General features: G+C 67.5%; 11 protein-coding genes. 6 read left to right on the top strand and 5 right to left on the bottom strand.

Annotated elements, in window-relative coordinates:
• The first annotated feature begins 1 nt into the window (after window position 1).
• From ACN28I_RS43205 to ACN28I_RS43195, 3 genes are all read left to right on the top strand, one after another.
• On the top strand, window positions 2-826 hold the full coding sequence (locus tag ACN28I_RS43205) for a carbohydrate ABC transporter permease (protein ID WP_420947708.1): 825 nt from the start codon (window positions 2-4) through the stop codon (window positions 824-826).
• A gap of 25 nt (window positions 827-851) precedes the next feature.
• The gene (locus ACN28I_RS43200) at window positions 852-2,174 is read left to right on the top strand and encodes an extracellular solute-binding protein (protein WP_420947707.1); all 1,323 of its coding nucleotides are present in this window, start codon (window positions 852-854) and stop codon (window positions 2,172-2,174) included.
• Window positions 2,175-2,303: 129 nt separating this feature from the next.
• Complete coding sequence (locus ACN28I_RS43195; RefSeq protein WP_420947706.1) at window positions 2,304-3,575, top strand: xylosidase; 1,272 nt, start codon at window positions 2,304-2,306, stop codon at window positions 3,573-3,575.
• 27 nt (window positions 3,576-3,602) lie between these two features.
• Here the strand turns inward: ACN28I_RS43195 and ACN28I_RS43190 are convergent, their stop codons facing one another.
• From ACN28I_RS43190 to ACN28I_RS43180, 3 genes are all read right to left on the bottom strand, one after another.
• Window positions 3,603-4,739: a galactokinase gene (locus ACN28I_RS43190; protein ID WP_420947705.1), complete on the bottom strand. Its 1,137-nt coding sequence runs from the start codon at window positions 4,737-4,739 to the stop codon at window positions 3,603-3,605.
• Window positions 4,740-4,770: 31 nt separating this feature from the next.
• The gene (locus tag ACN28I_RS43185; protein ID WP_420947704.1) at window positions 4,771-5,835 is read right to left on the bottom strand and encodes an aldose epimerase family protein; all 1,065 of its coding nucleotides are present in this window, start codon (window positions 5,833-5,835) and stop codon (window positions 4,771-4,773) included.
• 128 nt (window positions 5,836-5,963) lie between these two features.
• Window positions 5,964-9,932 carry a serine/threonine-protein kinase PknK gene (locus ACN28I_RS43180; RefSeq protein WP_420947703.1) on the bottom strand — a complete coding sequence of 1,323 codons (3,969 nt, stop codon included), beginning with the start codon at window positions 9,930-9,932 and terminating at the stop codon, window positions 5,964-5,966.
• Window positions 9,933-10,340: 408 nt separating this feature from the next.
• On the opposite strand from ACN28I_RS43180, the gene ACN28I_RS43175 reads away from it, so the two are divergent.
• Together ACN28I_RS43175 and ACN28I_RS43170 are read left to right on the top strand one after the other, a co-directional pair.
• The gene (locus tag ACN28I_RS43175; protein ID WP_420947702.1) at window positions 10,341-11,018 is read left to right on the top strand and encodes a TonB-dependent receptor plug domain-containing protein; all 678 of its coding nucleotides are present in this window, start codon (window positions 10,341-10,343) and stop codon (window positions 11,016-11,018) included.
• A gap of 920 nt (window positions 11,019-11,938) precedes the next feature.
• Window positions 11,939-13,081, top strand: a complete 1,143-nt coding sequence (locus ACN28I_RS43170; protein ID WP_420947701.1) for a TonB-dependent receptor domain-containing protein — start codon at window positions 11,939-11,941, stop codon at window positions 13,079-13,081.
• Window positions 13,082-13,123: 42 nt separating this feature from the next.
• On the opposite strand, the gene ACN28I_RS43165 is transcribed toward ACN28I_RS43170, so the two are convergent.
• A complete protein-coding gene (locus ACN28I_RS43165; protein WP_420947700.1) occupies window positions 13,124-14,167 on the bottom strand; it encodes a glycoside hydrolase family 43 protein in 1,044 nt (347 codons plus the stop codon).
• A 220-nt stretch (window positions 14,168-14,387) separates the two neighbouring features.
• Window positions 14,388-16,361 carry a hypothetical protein gene (locus ACN28I_RS43160; protein WP_420947699.1) on the bottom strand — a complete coding sequence of 658 codons (1,974 nt, stop codon included), beginning with the start codon at window positions 16,359-16,361 and terminating at the stop codon, window positions 14,388-14,390.
• Window positions 16,362-17,043: 682 nt separating this feature from the next.
• Between ACN28I_RS43160 and ACN28I_RS43155 the strand changes: the two genes are divergently transcribed.
• On the top strand, window positions 17,044-18,405 hold the full coding sequence (locus tag ACN28I_RS43155; protein WP_420947698.1) for an amidohydrolase family protein: 1,362 nt from the start codon (window positions 17,044-17,046) through the stop codon (window positions 18,403-18,405).
• Window positions 18,406-18,419: the final 14 nt, after the last annotated feature.

Genomic DNA, 18,419 nt, shown 5'->3' with positions numbered 1-18,419 from the left:
CATGAACCGGACCTTTGGTGACCGTCTCCTCCTCGCCCTGCTGATCGGCGCCGCGTTCGTGTGGATGACGCCGATGCTGTGGGTGCTGGCCATGTCGCTCAAGCCCAACGCCATGTTGGTGAGCTCCACCCGCGGCATCCTGCCGTGGCCGCATACCCTGGAGAATTTCGCCACCCTGATGCGGGTGTCGATGACCCCCCGCTGGCTGCTCAACAGCGTGGTGGTCGCCTTCGGTATGACGGCACTCACGCTGGTGCTCTCGTCGCTCGCCGGCTACGCCTTCGCCCGCATCGACTTTCCCGGCCGCCGCGCCGTCTTCCTGCTGGTGCTGGCCGGACTGATGGTACCCGAACAGGCGATCTTCGTGCCGCTGCACGCCATGCTCGCCGACTGGGAGCTGCACAACACCTACTTCTCCCTGGTCGCCCCCCGCCTGGCGGCGCCCATCGGGGTGTTCCTGATGACCCAGTTCTTCAAGGCCGTCCCCCGCGAGCTGGAGGAGGCCGCGGAGCTCGACAACGCGAGCCGGCTGAGGATCTTCTGGTCGGTGATGCTGCCGCTGTCCCGCCCGGCGCTGACGACGCTCGGCATCTTCACCTTCCTGTTCGCCTGGAACGACTTCCTCTGGCCCGTCGTCACGGCGACCCAGCCGGAGATGTACACCCTGAGCGTCGGCCTCGGCTCGCTCCAGGGCAACTTCGCGATGTCCGAGGGGCTCGGCTTCCTGATGGCCTCGGCCGTGTTCGCCAGCGCCCCGATACTCTGCGTCTACGTCGTGTTCCAACGCTACATCGTGCAAGGCATCACCATGACCGGCGGCAAGTAGCGCGCGGGAAAAGGAGACGCTTCCCATGAAGATGAAGACGCTACTTCCGGCCGCGCTGTTGCTGGCCGTCACCCTCGGCGCCAGCCCCGCGCTCGCCGGCACGGAGATCACGCTGTTCCGCTTCTTCGGCGGCTGCAGCGACGAGTACGCCCACGTCACCGACCTGTCGAAGGCCGTCGGTGAGTGCGGCATCATCCAGGTGCTGGCCAACAAGTTCAACGCGGAGAACAAGGAGGGCATCACCGTCAAGACGCAGTCGGTGGAATGGGGCGTCTACTACGACCGGCTGAGCGCCAATGTGGCGGGCCGCACCCCGCCCGACATCGCCGTCATGCACCGCAGCGTCCTGCCCAACTACGTGGTGCGCAACCTCCTCCAGCCGCTCGGCAAGGACTTCGCCACGGTGGGCATCGACACCGCCGACTTCGTGCCGGTGGCGCGCGAGGCCGTCACCTCCAAGGGCGAGGTCTGGGCCCTGCCGTTCGACCTGCACGCCCTGCTGTGGCACGTCAACGCGGACCTGTTCACCCAGGCGGGGCTCGTCGACGACAAGGGCCAGCCGAAGATGCCCACCAGCCCGGCCGAGCTGCTGCAACACGCCGAGACGATGAAGGCCAAGACGGGCAAGCCGTACTTCGCCATCCCCTCCGGGGCCGATCCGATGCCGGCCTGGCAGTACCTCTCCTGGGTCTGGCAGCAGGGCGGCAACCTCGTCGACGCCGAGAGGAAGGCGCAGCTCGAGTCGAAGGAGAGCAAGGAGGCGTTGCGCCTGCTCAATGCGCTCTACGCGGCGGGCCACGCCAACCGAAAGCACGACTATGCCGGAGCGCAGCAGGCCTTCCTCTCTGGCCAGGCCGCGGTGCTCGTGAACGGCACCTGGGGCGTCGATACCTACGCGGCGCAGGCCAGGGATCCCAAGTCGGCCCTCAAGAACTATGTCGTGCGCGACATGCCCCGCCTCTACGCCCAGGACGCGGTCTGGTCCGACAGCCACACGTGGGTGCTGCCGCGGCAGCCGAAGCCCGATGCGGCGAAGCAGAAGGCGGCGCTCGCCTTCCTGAAGTTCCTCAACGACAACAACCTCCAGTGGGCCCGGACCGGGCACCTGCCGGTGCGCGCCTCGGTGCTCCAGAGCGCCGAGATGCGGGCCCTGCCGCACCGGGCAGAGTACACCCGCACCGCCACCATCGCCACCGCGCTGCCGCCCATCGAGTACCAGCGCGCCCACATGGACCTGCTGGTCAACGAGCTGAACTCCACCTGGCTGGTCAACAAGGATCCGGACAAGGCTCTGTCGGATGCCCAGCGCGCGGCCTCGGCCATCCTGCGCCGTTCCCGGCACAGGTAGCCTCCGTAGCCTCCCCTGCTCTCGCATGGGCCTCGTTGGCCGTGGGGCTGGCAGGGGAGCTGCGGTGCAGCCCCGGACGCAGAGCGCGCTGGAACTGGGAATACGCCCTCCAGTAGCTTGCGCGCTCCCATGAGTGCTCCCTCCGACCTTGAAGCCCCGCGTGGCCCCGCGGGAGCCCAGCTTCCCGCCGAGCCGAACCGCCTCCGCTCCAACACCGTGCGAGACCCGGCGGGCCTCTTCGATGTTCCCCCGGACGAGTCGCGCACGCTCGAGGACATCGTCGCGAACCTGCAGCGGGTTCCCGAGCCGCTCATCCACGAGCCCATGCCGGATCCCTTCGTGCTGCGGCTGACCGCGAACAGCCCCGGTGGCGCGCGCACCGCGGGCCTCTGGCTGCTCGCGACCACCAACGACCAGCCGTTCGCCTTCCGGCTGTATCGCTTCGTGGGCGGCACCTGGGTGCCGCACATGGTGGATGGCAAGCACTCGGCCATCTTCCCCGAGGGAAAGATCCCCGCGTGGTGGAACGCGGGTGAGCTCGATCCGCTCTCGCCCGACCTTCCCCGGGACCTCGTCGTGGCGCGCTGGGCTCCCGAGATCGACGTGCGCAACGGCCTGCTCACGCTGCACTACACCGCGAGAGATCGCGCCGGCATCCTGCGCTCCGCCTACGCCACCGCCTCCGTCATCGACGGCGAGTGGACGGACCACGGCTTCCTGGACATCAACGTCCGCGTGAAGGACCTGGCGCCCGACTACCCGGGAGGCCCCGCTGGCGAGAACCCGGTGATCGGAATGATCGACGGCCACGTGGCCGCGACCGTCGACGCGGAGGGCAAGGAGCGGACGTTCCTGCTCACCAAGGTGGATGGGAACGGGTTGCAGTGGAAGGACCCCGTGACCCACGAGCATCACAAGGCGCCCACCCCCATCCTGTCCCACGAGTTCAGGCAGGACGCCGATGGGCGCATCACGCTGCTGGGCCCGGCGAAGGTCCTGTTCACCAACGGGCCGCATCACGACGGGCTGATCGAAGGCCAGTTCGTGGTGAACGAGGATGGCCAGTCCCACGTCGTCTACAGCGCCGGCTTCTTCGGGAACTCCCAGTACCGCACGTACATCGCGAAGCTGGACCTGCTCGGGAACAAGGTGATGGACGAGCGGCTGTTGATCGACAGCGAGAGCCCGGCGCTCGGCGGGCAGTGGAACGGCCCCGGTCACCCCTCGCTCGTGCGGCTGGGGGAGGGCCTCTATGCGCTGTACCTGCACGTGTGGCGCAACGGCACCGAGTACTCCAAGGACGGAGACCAGCGGAAGGCCATCCAGCGCCATGTCGCCTTCCGTGACCTCGAGGGCCGCCCCTGCGAGCCGTTCGTCGTCGAGGAACGGTTCTCCGGTTAGTCAGGCGGCCCGGGCGGAGGCCACGCGTCAGACGACGCTGGCCCCGTCCGCGGCCTGGCACACGTAGCACTGCGGCGTGTTCCCGGTGGCCTGCTTGTACTTCTCGTTGATGGTCTGGACGAACGCCTCGGACGGCTCGGGCGAGACCAGGGCCACCGCACAGCCACCAAAGCCCGCGCCCGTCATGCGGGCTCCGAAACAGCCCGGCTGAGCCCGCGCCAGCGTCACGATGGTGTTGAGGGCATCGTTGGTGACCTCGAAGTCGTCGCGCAGGCTCGCGTGGCTGGCGTCCATCAACTGGCCCAGGCGCGTGAGGTCTCCGGCCCGCATGGCCTCGGCGGCCAGCACGGTGCGGTCGTTCTCGGTGATGACGTGCCGCGCGCGGCGGCGCACCAGCGGCTCGAGCTCGTTCTGGCGCGCCGAGAAGGTCTTCGCGTCGACATCGCGCAGCGCCTTGACGCCGAAGAACCGCGCGGCCTCCTCGCACTGGCTCCGGCGCTCGTTGTAGGCGGAGTCCACCAGCCCGCGGCGCGTCCCCGTGTCGAGCACGACCACCACGGCGCCCGCGGGCACGGGCACGGGCTGGAACTCCAGGCTGCGGCAGTCGATGAGCAGCGCGTGGTTCTGGCGGCCCCCCGCGACGATCATCTGATCCATGATCCCCGAGTTGACACCAATCCACTTGTTCTCGACCCGCTGGCCGAGCAGCGCCATCTCGGAGGGTTTCCACGGCAGCCCGCTCACGGTGGCGAAGGCGCGCTGCACGGCCAGCTCCACGGCGGCGGAGGACGAGAGGCCCGCGCCGCGCGGCACCTCCCCGCTCATCACGCCCTCCCAGCCCTGGAGGGTGTGACCGGCCTCCTGCAGCGCCCAGGCGACTCCCTTCACGTACTCCGCCCAGTCCGTACCGGCGCGGGAGATCGGCCCGAGCTCGAAGGTGAGGGACGCACCGTAGTCGAGCGAGTGGACGGAGACGCGGCGGTCGTCGCGCGGGCGCAGGGCGATCCACACCTCGCGGTCGATGGCGATGGGGAGCACGAAACCGTCGTTGTAGTCGGTGTGCTCACCGATGAGGTTGACGCGGCCCGGAGACCGTACGACCACGGTGGGGGCAGCGCCGAAGCGATTGCGGAAGTCCTGCTCGACCTGTTCGCGGAGCGTCATCGTTCTTTCACCAGAGGGAGAGCGGCCAAATTCACGCACCCGAGACGGAAAACCTGTAGACGGAGCGCGAGCGGTAGTACTCGCCGGGGCGCAGAATCGTCGAGGGGAAGCCCGGCTGGTTCGGCGAGTCCGGCAGGTGCTGGGTCTCCATCGCGAAGCCGTAGCGGTGGTGGTAGACCGCGCCCTTCTTCCCCTTCAGCGAGCCGTCGAGGAAGTTGCCGGAATAGAACTGCATGCCCGGCTCGGTGGTGTGGATCTCCATCACGCGGCCGGTGGTGGGCTCCAGGACGTGCGCGGCCAGCGTCAGCGCGCCGGCCTTGCCGCCCTTGTCGAGCACGAGGCTGTGGTCATAGCCCAGCCCGTTGCGGAGCTGCTCGTCATCCTGGCGGATGCGGGCGCCGATGGCCGTGGGCCGCCTGAAGTCGAACGGCGTGCCCGTGACGTCGCGGAGCTCGCCGAGGGGGATGGACGTCGGATCGATCGGGACGAAGCGGTCCGCGTTGAACGTGACGACATGGCCCAGGATGTCGCCCTTCCCATCACCGGCCAGGTTGAAATAGCTGTGTTGCGTGAGGTTGACCGGCGTCGCCTTGTCGGTGGTGGCGTGGTAGTCGAAGACGAGCTCGTCATCGCCGGTCAGCGTATAGGTGACCCTCGCGGTCAAGGTGCCCGGATAGCCCTCCTCGCCGTCGGGGCTGACGTAGGTGAGGACGAGGCCCATGCCCTGCTCGTTCTCGAACGGCTCCGCGGTCCACACCACCTTGTCGAAGCCCTTGAGGCCGCCGTGCAGGTGGTTGACGCCGTTGTTCGTCGCCAGGGTGTATTGCTTGCCATCGAGCGTGAACCGGCCCCGGGCGATGCGGTTGCCGTAGCGGCCGATCAGCGCGCCGAAATACGGGGATTCCGCCAGGTAGCCGGCCAACGAGTCATAGCCCAGCACCACGTCGTCGAAGCGGCCGTCCCGGTCCGGCACACGCAGGCTGAGGATGATTCCGCCGTAGTTGGTGACGCGCGCCTCGACCCCTCGCTTGTTGGTGAGGGTGTAGACCTCGACGGGCTGTCCTCCTGGCGCTGCACCGAAGGGAATCCGTTCCACGACACCTCCTGGGATGAAGATGAATGCGCGGCCTGTCGCGTGCAGCGCCTGAGCCGGCCTCGAACCGTCAGCCTCTGGCCCAGGCATGCGAGCGAGCGGCGGCTTCATAGCACTCGGGGCATGAAGCTTCAGCGGGAAACACGGCCCCCCGCCACGGACTCACCCCAGCGCTGGCGGGCCAGTTCCAGCGCCCGTGCGTTCTCAGGTACCTGACTCGAGAAGCGCGCCCGGGTCTCCGGCTCGGGAATGTCCTCGGCGCGAGCGCGCACATGCCGGGCGGATTCACGCAGAGCGGCCTCTCCCTCCTCGACATGACCCGTGGCGAAACAGGCCTCTGCCAGCGCCAGGTGCACCGCCACCGCATGCACCCCCGCGTTCCCCATCCGCTCCAATTCCCGCACCCCGAGCACCGCCATCTGCCGGGCCTCCTCCGCGCGCCCCTGGGTGAGCAGGAGGGAGACGAGGGCCCTCCGGGCGAAGAGCAGGTAGGACGGGAATGGCGCCAGCAATTCGCAGGCCTTGCGCATCAGCACCTCGGCGTCTGGCTGCTGGCCGCGGCCGGCCGCGACCTTCGCCAGCACCAGGGTGGTCTGTCCCTGGTACAGGAGATTGGGGGTTTCGTCCTTCATTCCCTCGAGGGCCAGGCACTCGGCCTCGTCCCACGACTCCTCCTCGGAACCATCCGCCAACACCAGGGCCAGATGGAACCGGGAATAGCCAATGGAGAACTTCTGCAGCGATTGCACCAGGGCGGTGCTCAGACCCTCCCGCAGCAGTTCCAGGGCACCGGGCCGATCTCCGAGCGCGGCGAGCGCCAGCCCCGCGATGGCTTGCGTCGCGAGCGAGCTGAACTCCGCCCCCGCCTCCCGGAAGGCATTCGTCCCTTGCTCCGACCAGACGAAGGCCCGCCATGGCCTGTCCTCGAAGAAGTACTCGTAGAAGCCGTGCGCGCAGAATGCCCAGCCCTGCGCCAGACCATTCCAGGTCCCGTCTCCCACTTCGGCCATGCGCGTGCGGAAGACGGCGGCCGCTTCACGCCCACCCGACCAACTGGTGATGTTGGAGAGAAAGGAGAGGGCCTCGGTATAGGCCGCGATGGCATCCGCATCCGGGGTGGTGCGCAGCAGGAGCGGGGCCAGCTCGGCCACGTACTCCTGTCTTCCACTCTGGGAGCAGGCCGCGATGAGCGCCCCCATCAGCTTGCACCACGCGGCGTTCCCCGCCCGCAGCTCGGGCAGGACCGCGCTGCCGAGCTCGTAGCAGGCCGTGAAATCCTCCGTCCAGAAGGCCACCGTGGCATGGAGCGCACGCAGCCAGGGAAGGGACTTCCCCTCGATGCCACAGGCCTGGAGGGATTCCAGGCACCGGTTCACGCCCCCCAGGTCATACCGCGCCAGGAGCCGCTCGACGGCCTGGGCGTAGAAATGGACGGCGCGCTCCGGCTGCTGCCCGCGACGGTAGTGCGTGGCGAGCGCCAGCGGGTCGGACTCGCCCATGCGCTCCAACCACTCGGCCGCCAACTGGTGGCTGCCGGGCCGGTGGCTCTCGGGCACCAGGCCGTAGGCCGCGTCCCCCATCAGCGCGTGACGGAAGCGGTACTCGTCCACGCCACGAAAGCGGCCCTCGAGCAACGGCTCGATGAGCTCCGCTTCGACGAGCCGCCGCAGGTGGTGCTCCAGTGACGCCCCCTTCCCCTGCCCCAGCAGGGCATTCACGCCCTCCGACCAGAAGGTGCGTCCGAAGACGCTGGCCGCCAGCAGCACCTGCCGCGCTCCGGGCTCCATCCGCATGAGACGTGCCTGGAGCAACGCGAGCACCGACCCCGGTGCCGACTCTCCCCTCCCCTCCGCCGCCATGCGGATGAGCTCCTCCAGGAAGAGCGCGTTGCCGTCCGACTGCTCCACCACCCTCCGCACCACCTCTTCGGAGACCTGCGGCCCCAGCACTTCCCGCGCCAACTGGCCCCCCGCCTTGCGGCTCAGTCCCTTGAGCGTCAGCTCCGTCAGGTGCCTCGCCGCCAGTCCCGGGAAGAGTTCCTTCACCTCCGGCCTCGCCAGTGCCAGCACCATGAAGGGCTGCTCAGTCAACTCTCGCAGCAACTCGTCCACCAGCTTCACGGTGAGCGCGTCGCCCCAGTGCAAATCCTCCAAGACCAGCAGCACGGGCTGGTGCTGGCACTCGGCCATCAGCAAGCGGTTCAACGCACGGCTCACCTGCGCGCCCATCAACCGCGGCTCACTCCGCGCCGCCTTCAGCCGAGGGCTGTCCTCCTCGGAGAAGGGAATGGAGCACAGCTCTCCGAGAAACACCGCCGTCTCCCAGGCATCCGCCTTGGGCAGGTGCAAGGCCACCCGCTGGTACAGCCGCGCGCGACGCTCCTCCAGGCTCCCCGCGTCCTCCACTCCGGACCATCGCCGCAGCGCCTGCCCCAGCAGGCCGTGCGAGGCTCCCGCGCTCATCGGGTCGCCTCGCCCCAGCAACACCAGCGGTGGCTGCTCCCGCCGCTCGACACGGCGCAGGAACTCGTGACGCAGCCGCGACTTGCCCACTCCGGCTGGCGCCGTCACCAGCAGCGCCCGGGCGCCGGGCTCCTCGGCGCAGGAGTTGAGCGTGAAGTCGAGCAGCGCCAGCTCCTGCTCCCGGCCCACGCAATGCGTGGGCTTGCCCAATAACGGGCGGGACGCGTCGACATTGAGCTGCTCGCCTTGCAGCACGAAATTGCCCGAAGGAAAGGGGGCGAGTTGGAAGCCCGGCCCGAGCAGACCCGCCGTGACATCGTCCATCACCACGAAGGCGGAGGGAGTGCTCTCGAGCTGGCGCAGCAACTGTCCTGCCCTGTCCATGGCCTCGCCCACCGGCAACCGCTCGTTGACGACACCCAGGCCCGTGGTCAGCACCACGGCGGCGTCGGGCCAGCGCTCCTTGAAGGTGAGGGCATACCGCGCCGCCATCGCCGCCTGGTCCGTGGCGGTGCCACGCTCCGGTACCAGCGTGGCCACCAGCGAGCCATCCGCCAGCAACTCCACCTGGGAACCCTGAAGGGGAGCGAGGTCCGTGCGCAGCGAGTCGCGCAGCGCGACCCCCTGGTTCCAATCCGCGGTCTCCTCATCCTGAGTCATGGCACCGAGCGACACCAACAGGACACTGACGAGCTTCTGCTCGGCCTCCGCTCCGCCGTCGAGCCGCAGCTCCGGCCCGGTCTGCGGCAGCAGCAGCTCGGGGCTGGACTCCAGTGCGCCGAGCGCCTCGAGCAGGCTGGCGGCGTCCGGCAGCCTCCGCCGCGGGTCCTTCGCCAGCATCCGGTCCACCAGCACTTGCAGGCCCACGGGCAGGCCCGGGCGCAGCGTGTGCAGGCGCGCCGGCTCGGCGTGCAGAATCTTGGCCAGGGTGGCGGCGAAGTGCGGCGCCGCGAAGGGCGGCCGGCCCGTGAGGCACTCGTACAGCACGCATCCCAGCGAGAAGATGTCCGCGGCGGGAGGAATCTCCGGCGCGCTGGAGGCCTGCTCCGGCGCCATGTAGCCCGGCGTGCCCAGCACCGTGCCTGTCCCCGTCACCGCCACCAGCGAACGTGTGGTGTAGCGGGCCAGACCAAAGTCCAGCAGCACCACGTCCTCGGGCCGGCCCCTTCTCAGGAAGAGGTTGGAGGGCTTGAGATCGCGGTGGACGATGTTCTGTTGGTGGGTGGTGGCGAGCGCCTCGGCGGCCCGGCGCAGCAGGGACAATGTTTCGGACAGGCCGAGCGGCTGGCGGGTCAGACGCCGTGACAGGTCCTCACCCTCGAGCCACTCCATGGACAGATAGGGCTGGCCTGCCCCGGTGGAGCCATGCGCCACGTAGGAGACGATGCCGGGGTGATGGAGCTCGGCCAGCAGCACGGCCTCACGGTTGAAGCGGTAGGCGACCTCCGGTGAGGTGACCGCATGCAGCAGCTTGAGGGCAACGGTCCGGCCCGTGGAGGAGTCGATGGCGCGATAGACGGAGCCCATTCCTCCACGGCCCGCCAGGGACTCGATGATGAAGCGGCCAGCGATGATCGTCCCCTTTGGCAGGGGCCCGAGCGGGTTGGCGGGTGAAGGGGCCATCGGTTCGTTGTCCATGGAGGTGCGCTGCTATCCGCGGGCAAACATAGCCGAGGCGGCATCCGTGCCTGAAGGCACGCCAGGGTCCGGCCGCCAGGGTCACTGCTCCATGTACGGCCCCTGCGGCTGGGCCGCGCACCGCGACGAGCGCGGCCACCGTGGGCAGCGAGAACAGTGACACATCCTCCGCGGGTTCCTTCGATTCGAGCGGCGTTGACGCAGTGTGTCCCGTTTGCTCCCACGGTTTTCTCGTCAGGCAGAGAATCCCCGATAACCTGTCTTGACACCCTCCGTTCACACGAGTGATATGCCGCGCCTACAAACAACCACCAGACCGGCGCGGATGAAAACCGGAGGATCTCGTCTGGCAGCTACAGCCTGGCGGAAGGTCACGGGAAGCGTCCGCGCGGTTGGGGAGAGCATGAGATGCGCTTGAAGAGAGTCGTTCTCGGTTCGTTATCCATCGCGATGCTGACACCCGCTGCTCTCGCGCAGACCCCAGAAACCGCCCCGAACAACCCGGGCGCCGCACCCCAGCCGCGGACGGATGCCGACGCGGCCGCTGCCGAGCCCAATCCCGACGAGGAGTATGTCGAGGAGATCGTCGTCGTCGGCCTGCAACGCAGCATGCAGAAGGCGCAGAGCGTCAAGCGCAACTCCGACCAGATCGTCGATACGGTCGTGGCGCAAGACATCGGCAAGCTGCCGGACGTCACGGTCTCCGAGACGGCGGCTCGCATTCCGGGCGTCCAGGTGGCCCGTGAACGGGGCGAGGCGGCCGGCCAGGTGCTGGTGCGCGGTCTGCCCGATGTCACCACGACCTATAACGGACGGGAGATCTTCACCGCCGAGACGCGCAGCGTCGCGCTCGCCGACTTCCCCTCGGGCGGCATCGCGTCGCTCGACGTCTACAAGACCACGACCGCCGATCAGCTCGAAGGCGGCCTCGCCGGTCTCATCGACGTCCGCTCCCGCCGGCCGTTCGACTTCGAGGGCTTCGAGCTTCTCCGGCGCCGCGCGTGGCTCCTATGCCAACCAGTCGGGCATGTTCGACCCGAACGCCAACATCCTGGTCACCAATCGCTGGCGGACCGGCGTGGGTGAGCTCGGTGCGCTGCTCAACTTCTCCTACACCCGCCTCAACTATCTCGACTCCGCGCGCTGGAACTCCGGGAACATCGCCACCGGGCGGACCGTCACGGGCGAGCAGTTCCGCTACCCCGAAGCCGTCGGCATCTTCTACGGGGCAGGCCAGCGCGAGCGGCCGTCCGTGAACGGAGCGGCGCAGTGGCGGCCGACGACCGGGCTCGAGATCTACGTCGAGGGCCTCTGGCAGGGGTACCGTGACAGCGTCTCGGACCGCCAGTTGCTGATGGGGCTGCGGACCGATGCCAGTGAATTCACCAACTTGACGCTGAGGCCGGGCACCACGGACCAGGCGCAGAGCATCACCGTCGCGAATTCCTCCCGGCCGTTCATGTTCCAGGGCGCGACCAACCGCCACACCGACACCTTTCAGCTCGCCGTCGGCGGCTCCTACGAGGCGGGGCCCGTGCGGATCACGGCCGATGTCGCTCGGACGGACAGCCGGTTCGACATGTCGCTCTACAGCTTCGACCAGGAGCTGGCCACCGCCCCCACCTTCAACGTCAACTTCGACGTGCCGAGGGGACCCGGCGGCGTGGAGTTCGACCTCCAGAACTTCGACCTGACCGACCCCGCCAACTTCCGCTATCTCGGCTTCTTCGACAGATCCTATGTCGCGGGGGGTGACGACTGGCAGGCGCGCACGGACCTCGACTGGAACACCGGCTTCTCCTTCATCCCCAAGGTGGAGGCCGGGTTGCGGTTCACGACGCGCGACGCCTATCAGGAGAATGGTGAGCGCTACGGCACGCCCAGGGCCGGGACGCCACTGTCCGACATTCCGGTCGATCTGCATGTGTTCCGCGGCGGCTTCCGGGGCAGCGACATCCAGCAGACACGGACCTGGGTCGTGCCGACGTACGAGAGCATCCGGCGGAATGTGGAGCAGCTGCGCGAGCTTCCAGAACTTCGCCCCGGGCGCTCCCGAGCGGTTGCGCCTCTTCGAGGCGGACGAGCAGACCTTCGCCGGGTACGCGCAGGCGCGCTACGCGTTCAAGGTGGGCTCCGTGCCGGTGGACGGCGTCCTCGGCCTCCGGGCGGTGAGAACCTCCACCAACGTCACCTCCAACACCCTCACCGACGGCGCCATCACCCGCCAGACGGGCAGCGGGAGCTATACCGATCTGCTTCCCACCGCCACCGCGAGGATCCGGTTCATTCCCGACCTCCAGCTCCGGCTCTCCGCCACCCAGACCCGTACGAGGCCGGGCTTCGACCAGATGCGTCCGATCCTCCTCGGCCCGCCGCCGCCCTGTCTGTCCGAGCCCGAGCCGGCTCCGAGCTGCCAGGTCACCGGCTCGGGCGGCAACCCCGATCTCGAGCCCGTCCGGTCGAACAACTACGACGCCACGCTCGAGTACTACTTCCTGCAGACCGGTATGGCGTCGCTCGCGCTGTTCCACCGCGACTTCAACGGCTTCATCACCAACCTCGAGGTGAACCGGGATAGCCCCGTCTATGGGCCGGGCCGCCTCCGCGTGAACATCCCGGTGAACGGCGGCCAGGGCAGCCTCCAGGGCTTCGAAGCCTCGCTCGGGAGCTTCTTCGATTTCCTCCCGGGCTGGCTCAGCGGCTTCGGCGCCCAGGCCAACCTCACCTATCTGAACGATGAGCAGTCCTTCCCCACGGACTTCCAGCTCCAGCAGGGCGAGAAGGGCCGGATCCCCAACGTCTCCAACTGGTCCTACAACCTCGTCGCGATGTACGAGCGCCAGGAGTTCTCCGCGCGTCTGGCCTACAACTACCGCTCGCGCTGGATCACCTCCTACGTCCAGAATCCGGAGGGGGAAGGCTTCACGGGTGAGTACGTGGACGGCGTTTCGCGCCTCGACTTCTCGGCGAGCTACGCGCCCTGGCAGAACAAGCCCTGGGAGAACATCACCTTCACCTTCGACGCGTCGAACATCCTCGGCAGCCCCTTCCGGAACTTCAGGAAGTTCACGCCCGAAGGCGCCACCTACCCCCGCGACGTGCGCTACGAGGAGAGCGTCTACGCGCTGGGCGTCCGCGTCCGCATCTAGCTGAAGAAGGAGGGCGGCTCGCCCCGTTCTCCGCCCGCCGCCTCAACGCGGTTCGCGAGCGGAGATTCGGGGCACGCCGTCTTGCCAGGCCAGTTGAACGATATGCATGAAGCGGCCCAGGTTCGCTGACTTGCATGTGTTTGTCGCCGCCCAGGAATGGAAGGCGAGGAGATCCCTGCCTCCGGATTGGAACACGGTCTGATGACCGGGGCCGCTGAGGCAGGGTTGAGACGTGCTGGCGAGGAACGGATTGTCCGGAGCATCGGCGCAGGGCCCCAGCGGCCCCTCGCACGTGGCGTAACCAATCCCATAGCTCGAGACACGCTGCGTGTCCTCCCATCCATAGTGATTGGCGGAGAAGAACAGGACATAGGCGCCGCCCCGCTCGATCATGGTCGGAGCCTCGACCACGCGGCCCTCCCAGGGTTTGTCGTTGCGGATCAAGGAGACGGGCTCGCCGGCCAGGCTGAGCCCGTCGGGGGAAAGACGCTGGGCGAAGATCTCCGTCGGCTTGTTGAAGGCCGGGTTGTTCCCATCATTCTTGAAGTAGAGGTAGAGCTGCCCGTCCGGAGCACGGAACGGGCTCGCGTCGATGGTGCCGCCGAGCGCGTACTGACACACGAGGGGTTCGGAGGCCGGTGAGGTGAACGGACCGCGCGGGTCATGGCTGGCCGCGGCTCCGACGCATTGGAGGCCGCTGGCGGCGTGGCGCGCGGTGAAATAGAGCACGAAGCCATCGGGTGTTCGCAGCACTTCGGGCGCCCAGGTGAGGCCAGACTTCGCCCAGGAAGGCAGGACGGGCATCGCGTCGTGCAGCCGGCCCGGCCCCTGTTCAGCCCAAAGGATCTGCCAGCTCGCGAGATCGGCGGACGAGGCCATCTGCACGTTGGCCCCTTCCGTATTCGTCGCATAGGCGAGATACCGCCCTTCATGCTCGAGGATGAACGGGTCCGGGAAATCGGCACGGAACACGGGCGGGTATGACGCGCCGGCCTGCGGGGGCTGGTCGCCAGAAGTCACGCAGCCGCCAGCAACAGCCAGTGCCGCGGAAAAGCCGAAGAACGACGCTCTACCCATGCCTGACATGGCAACTCTCCTCACGCACTCGCCCGAGCCGGTGCGGGGGCCATGAGCATGGCTGGGGCGGAAGCTGGTTATACGGACTGTATCACCCGGGGAGTCAGGTCATGGAGGAGGGCAGGTCCACCCGTGGAGGGACCTGCCCACACCCGGATGCCCAGGCGGTAACGCTCACCGGGCAGCGGGCCCACCGGCCTTTCCGGTGGGCCCCTTCACTGCGAGCCGCTCAGAAGACCTGGGAGAACGACCGCGTCGCCGGGCACTGGCCGAAGATCTCCTGGGTGAACCTGAAGTCGGCGGTGGTGTCACCGAACTGCGAGGTGCAGAGCGTGGATAGCGTCTGGATGCACGTGGTGCCCGCCGGGATGGAGTGCGAATTGCTGCTGCCGCTTCCAGGCACATCCCAATAGTGCTGGACATAGTTGAAGCCCTGGCCGAGTCCATCGTTCGCGCCCTGCGTGGTGTCCACGGCGCAGGAAGGGGACGGCAGACAGGTGTTATCCGTGAAGGACTCGCACTTCTTGCTTCCCCAGCTCCCCACGACATGGTGGTCGAAGTATTGCGACGCCGCAACGCGGTCCAGGGCATTGATGTTCTGGCCCATCCACGTGTAGAGCGAGTTCGAGGCGGGCACGCCCCCCGAGCCGATCTCCGTATAGTAGGACAGCGGGTGCGCGCACTTGCCCCAGCGCACCGTCTCCATGCAGTTCTCCATGGCCGTCTCCATCTCCTGTCCAGCCGCGGTACAGGATGCCGTGCTGAAACCGTAGTTCTCGAGCAGCTTGCAGCGCTGGAACCTCTCGAGCTCGAGCGCGGTCCAGCGCCGCAACTGATCGAGCGGCGTGCGGTAATCAGCGAAGACCTGGAAGTAGCTGTAGTTGAGGAACTGCGTGGGCTGGTCGTAGTGGCTCGTGAACTGCTGGATCGCCGCGACATTGCTCGTGTTCACGGTGGTCACGAACTCCTGGAACTTGGTGCCGAAGTTGGTGTGGGTGATGTCCACCTCGACCCCCGTGTTACCGCCTACCGCGTAGGCCTTGATCTCCACGCCGGTCGACTTCAGGAACAGCGCGGTGGCCAGCGAGACGGAGCCCCCGCCATTGAGGCTCAGGACCTCCTTGATCTTGGCAGTGAGCGTGGCGGCCTTCTGCTGCCGCTCGGTGCTGCTGTAGCTCTTGGCATCGAAGCTGAACACGAAGTACAGCCGGGCACCCCGCGTCACCGCATGGATATACTTGTCGCCGCAGCGCTCCCGGAACCTGCTCTGGGCATTGGGGTTGAGGGGAATCAGCATGCTGGAGGCGAAGTCCGGCTTGAGCGGCTCGGCGATTGTATTGAGGGTCCAGTGGTCGACCTTGTTCTCCCACCTGGCCACGATCGTCTCCCGGTAGCTGTCGCCCGTCTGCTCGCTCAGGCGCTTCTTGCTTCCCGTCACGTCGAGCGTGAAGTCCTTCAGCCCCAGGGACAGACCCCCGCTCACATCCACATCGAGCAGTTGGCTCAGGTGGGTGAGGCTGGTGGCACGCTCGACAGAGAACGTGCGGGCATTCACAGGGTTGGAGACGATCTGGAAGCTCGGGTGATTGGTGTCCACGCAGATCTGCGCGGGCTCTCCCTTGAGCAGGTTGACGCCCTGTCCCAGATAGAAGTTTCCGTCCACGGGGGTCAGCGTGGCCGGCGAGGTCTGCTGGAAGCCGGTCCTGAAGCTCTGGTTCTGAGCCGCGTACTGGGCGTTCTGCTGATCGTGCGTGTACAGGAAAGGGTACTCGGCGTAGAGGTCAACCACCGGCTTCGGGTTCACGACGATGGTCGTGCTCGTTCTGTAGCTGCCGCACCCCCCGGAGTTACACCCGCGGACCCGGTAGTTGTACTCCCCGGCGTTGCGCCCGCTCACATAGAAGGAGCGCTCAGGGCCATGGTAGAGCGGGGTCCAGACTCCCTCGTTGAACTGCTCTTCCAACTGGTACGTCTCACCGAAGAGGCTGGAGCCCCACGTCACGGTGTAGGCCCCGCCGTGGGTATATGCGGGATGACTCACCGACGAAGGAGAGAACGGCTTGAACGCGAGTCCAGACTGGACCTGCTCCTCCGTCTGCACCAGGGTTTCATCCTGGTCCAGCCCTTCCACAGCGCCGCACGCCCCCAGGGTGGGGGTCAGCACGTAGACCAGCAGCGACAGCACGCGTTTCCCGGTTCTCATCAACGTAGCCCTCTCAAGTTGCTGGAACATCCAGGGACTCGTGTAGCCAGAGAACACGAGACCGCGCCGACACGCGAGGTGACATGCCATCAGCGGAGTGGATGCGCGTCCCCCGGGGAGAGCGATCCGCAATGACAGACAGCAGCACTCGACGTCTACTCCTGGCTCGGCTTCTGAAAGCTGATTGCCACGGAAGAGATCGTGAGTCCAGGGAAAACCAGGACAACTCGCCAGAATCGGAATACCATAAATCAAGAAAAAGCGAGCCGGGCACCCGCCCCATTGCAGCAGTCCATGGGTGACGACAGCTTCAAAAGAAAACCCCGGCTCGAAGCGGCGGAACTCGACCCCTCCGCCCGCGCCGAGGATGAGTCTCGACGCCGTGCCTGGCACTCGCTATTCTTGGAATCCATGGAAGTCAGCGTTGCTGCCCCGGGAATGGGGTGGCACGACCAAAGCGCTGGTGAGTCCAGAGGGGGTGTGTGACATGTGCCAGAAGCTCTGTGGAAACGAGTCGAACCACGACAGTGCGCCGGTGAAGGAGGGATCCTCCCGTCGCGATTTTCTCGTGAAGGGGGCTTCCGCCGTCGGTGCCGCGGTGGCCGCCTCGGCTCCCCTACCGGCGCTGGCGGCGCCCGCGCAGGGTGACCTGTCGCACGAGAGCGGTGCCAGGAACCATGACATGCCCAGGGAGACCGGTGCTGCGCACCGGCGTTACCTGCTGAAAGGCGGCGCGGTCCTCAGCATGGATCCCCAGGTGGGAAACTTCGCCCGGGGCGACGTGCTCATCGAGGGCAAGCGGATCGTCGCGGTGGGGGCCAACCTGCACGCTCCCGGGGCGGCGATCATCAACGCCGCGGGCATGATCGTCATGCCAGGGTTCGTCGACACCCATCACCACCAGTACCAGACCGCGCTGCGCAGCTTCCTGTCAGACGGCCTGCTGTCCAACGATGGGCTGCCGCACGGCGAGAAGAACTACCTCGACTACATCCACTTCAAGATCACGCCGGTCTTCAGGCCGGAGGACGCCTACCTCGCCGAGCTCGTCTCCTCGCTCAGCCAGCTCGACGCGGGGGTGACCACGGTCGTCGACACGTCGCAGGTGGGCCACACTCCGGCGCACACCGATGCCGTCATCCAGGGGCTTCAGGAGGCGGGCCGCCGCGCGGTCTTCGTGTACTCACCGGGCGCGGGCCCCGGCAACATCTTCCCGAATGATCTCCAGCGGCTCCGGAGCCGGTACTTCTCCTCGACCGATCAGCTCCTGACCCTGGCGATGGGCGGGGAGGTGTTCGACCCCGCGTTCCGGACCTACTGGGCCATCGGGCGCCAGCATGGCCTGCCCATCCTGACGCACCTCGTCGGCAGCATCGGCCAGGCAACGCTCGTGGAGCAGCTCGCGAGCGAGGGCCTGCTCGGACCCGACCTCGTGTTCATCCACGCCAGCCACATCTCGGAGGGCTCCTGGCAGGCGATCGCCCAGTCGGGGGCGAGCGTCTCGATCGCCGCCCCCATCGAGATGGCCATGCGGCACGGCATGCCGCCGCTCCAGGCCGCGCTCGATCATGGAGTCCAGCCCGCGCTCAGCACGGATGTCGAGTGCACGATGACCGCGGACTTCTTCACCCAGATGCGGACCGCCTTCACGCTCCAGCGGGCGCTCATCAACGAGCGCGCGCTGAACGGCGAGACGAACCTGCCCGAGCTCCTCACGTGCCGCGATGTGATTCGCTTCGCCACGGTCGAGGGGGCCCGGGTGGCCGGTCTCTCCCACAAGGCCGGCTCGCTGACCCCGGGCAAGGAGGCGGACATCCTCCTGCTGCGCGCGGATGCCCTCAATGTAGCCCCGCTCAACAACGTGCCGGGGGCCGTCGTCACGTTGATGGACCGCAGCAACGTGGACACGGTCATCGTCGCGGGAAGGATCCGCAAGTGGAGAGGAGCCCTGGTCGATGTCAACTGGGCCCGCCTCCGCACCGCCCTCGAGGCGTCCCGGGACTACCTCCTCCAGGCCGCGGGAGTCCAGCGCGAGCTCTTCTGAGAGGGGGGGCTGGG

Origin of the sequence: Archangium gephyra (assembly GCF_049060025.1) — a bacterium.
In the GTDB taxonomy this organism is placed as follows: domain Bacteria; phylum Myxococcota; class Myxococcia; order Myxococcales; family Myxococcaceae; genus Archangium; species Archangium gephyra_A.
This window is presented reverse-complemented; position numbering and strand designations above follow the sequence as displayed.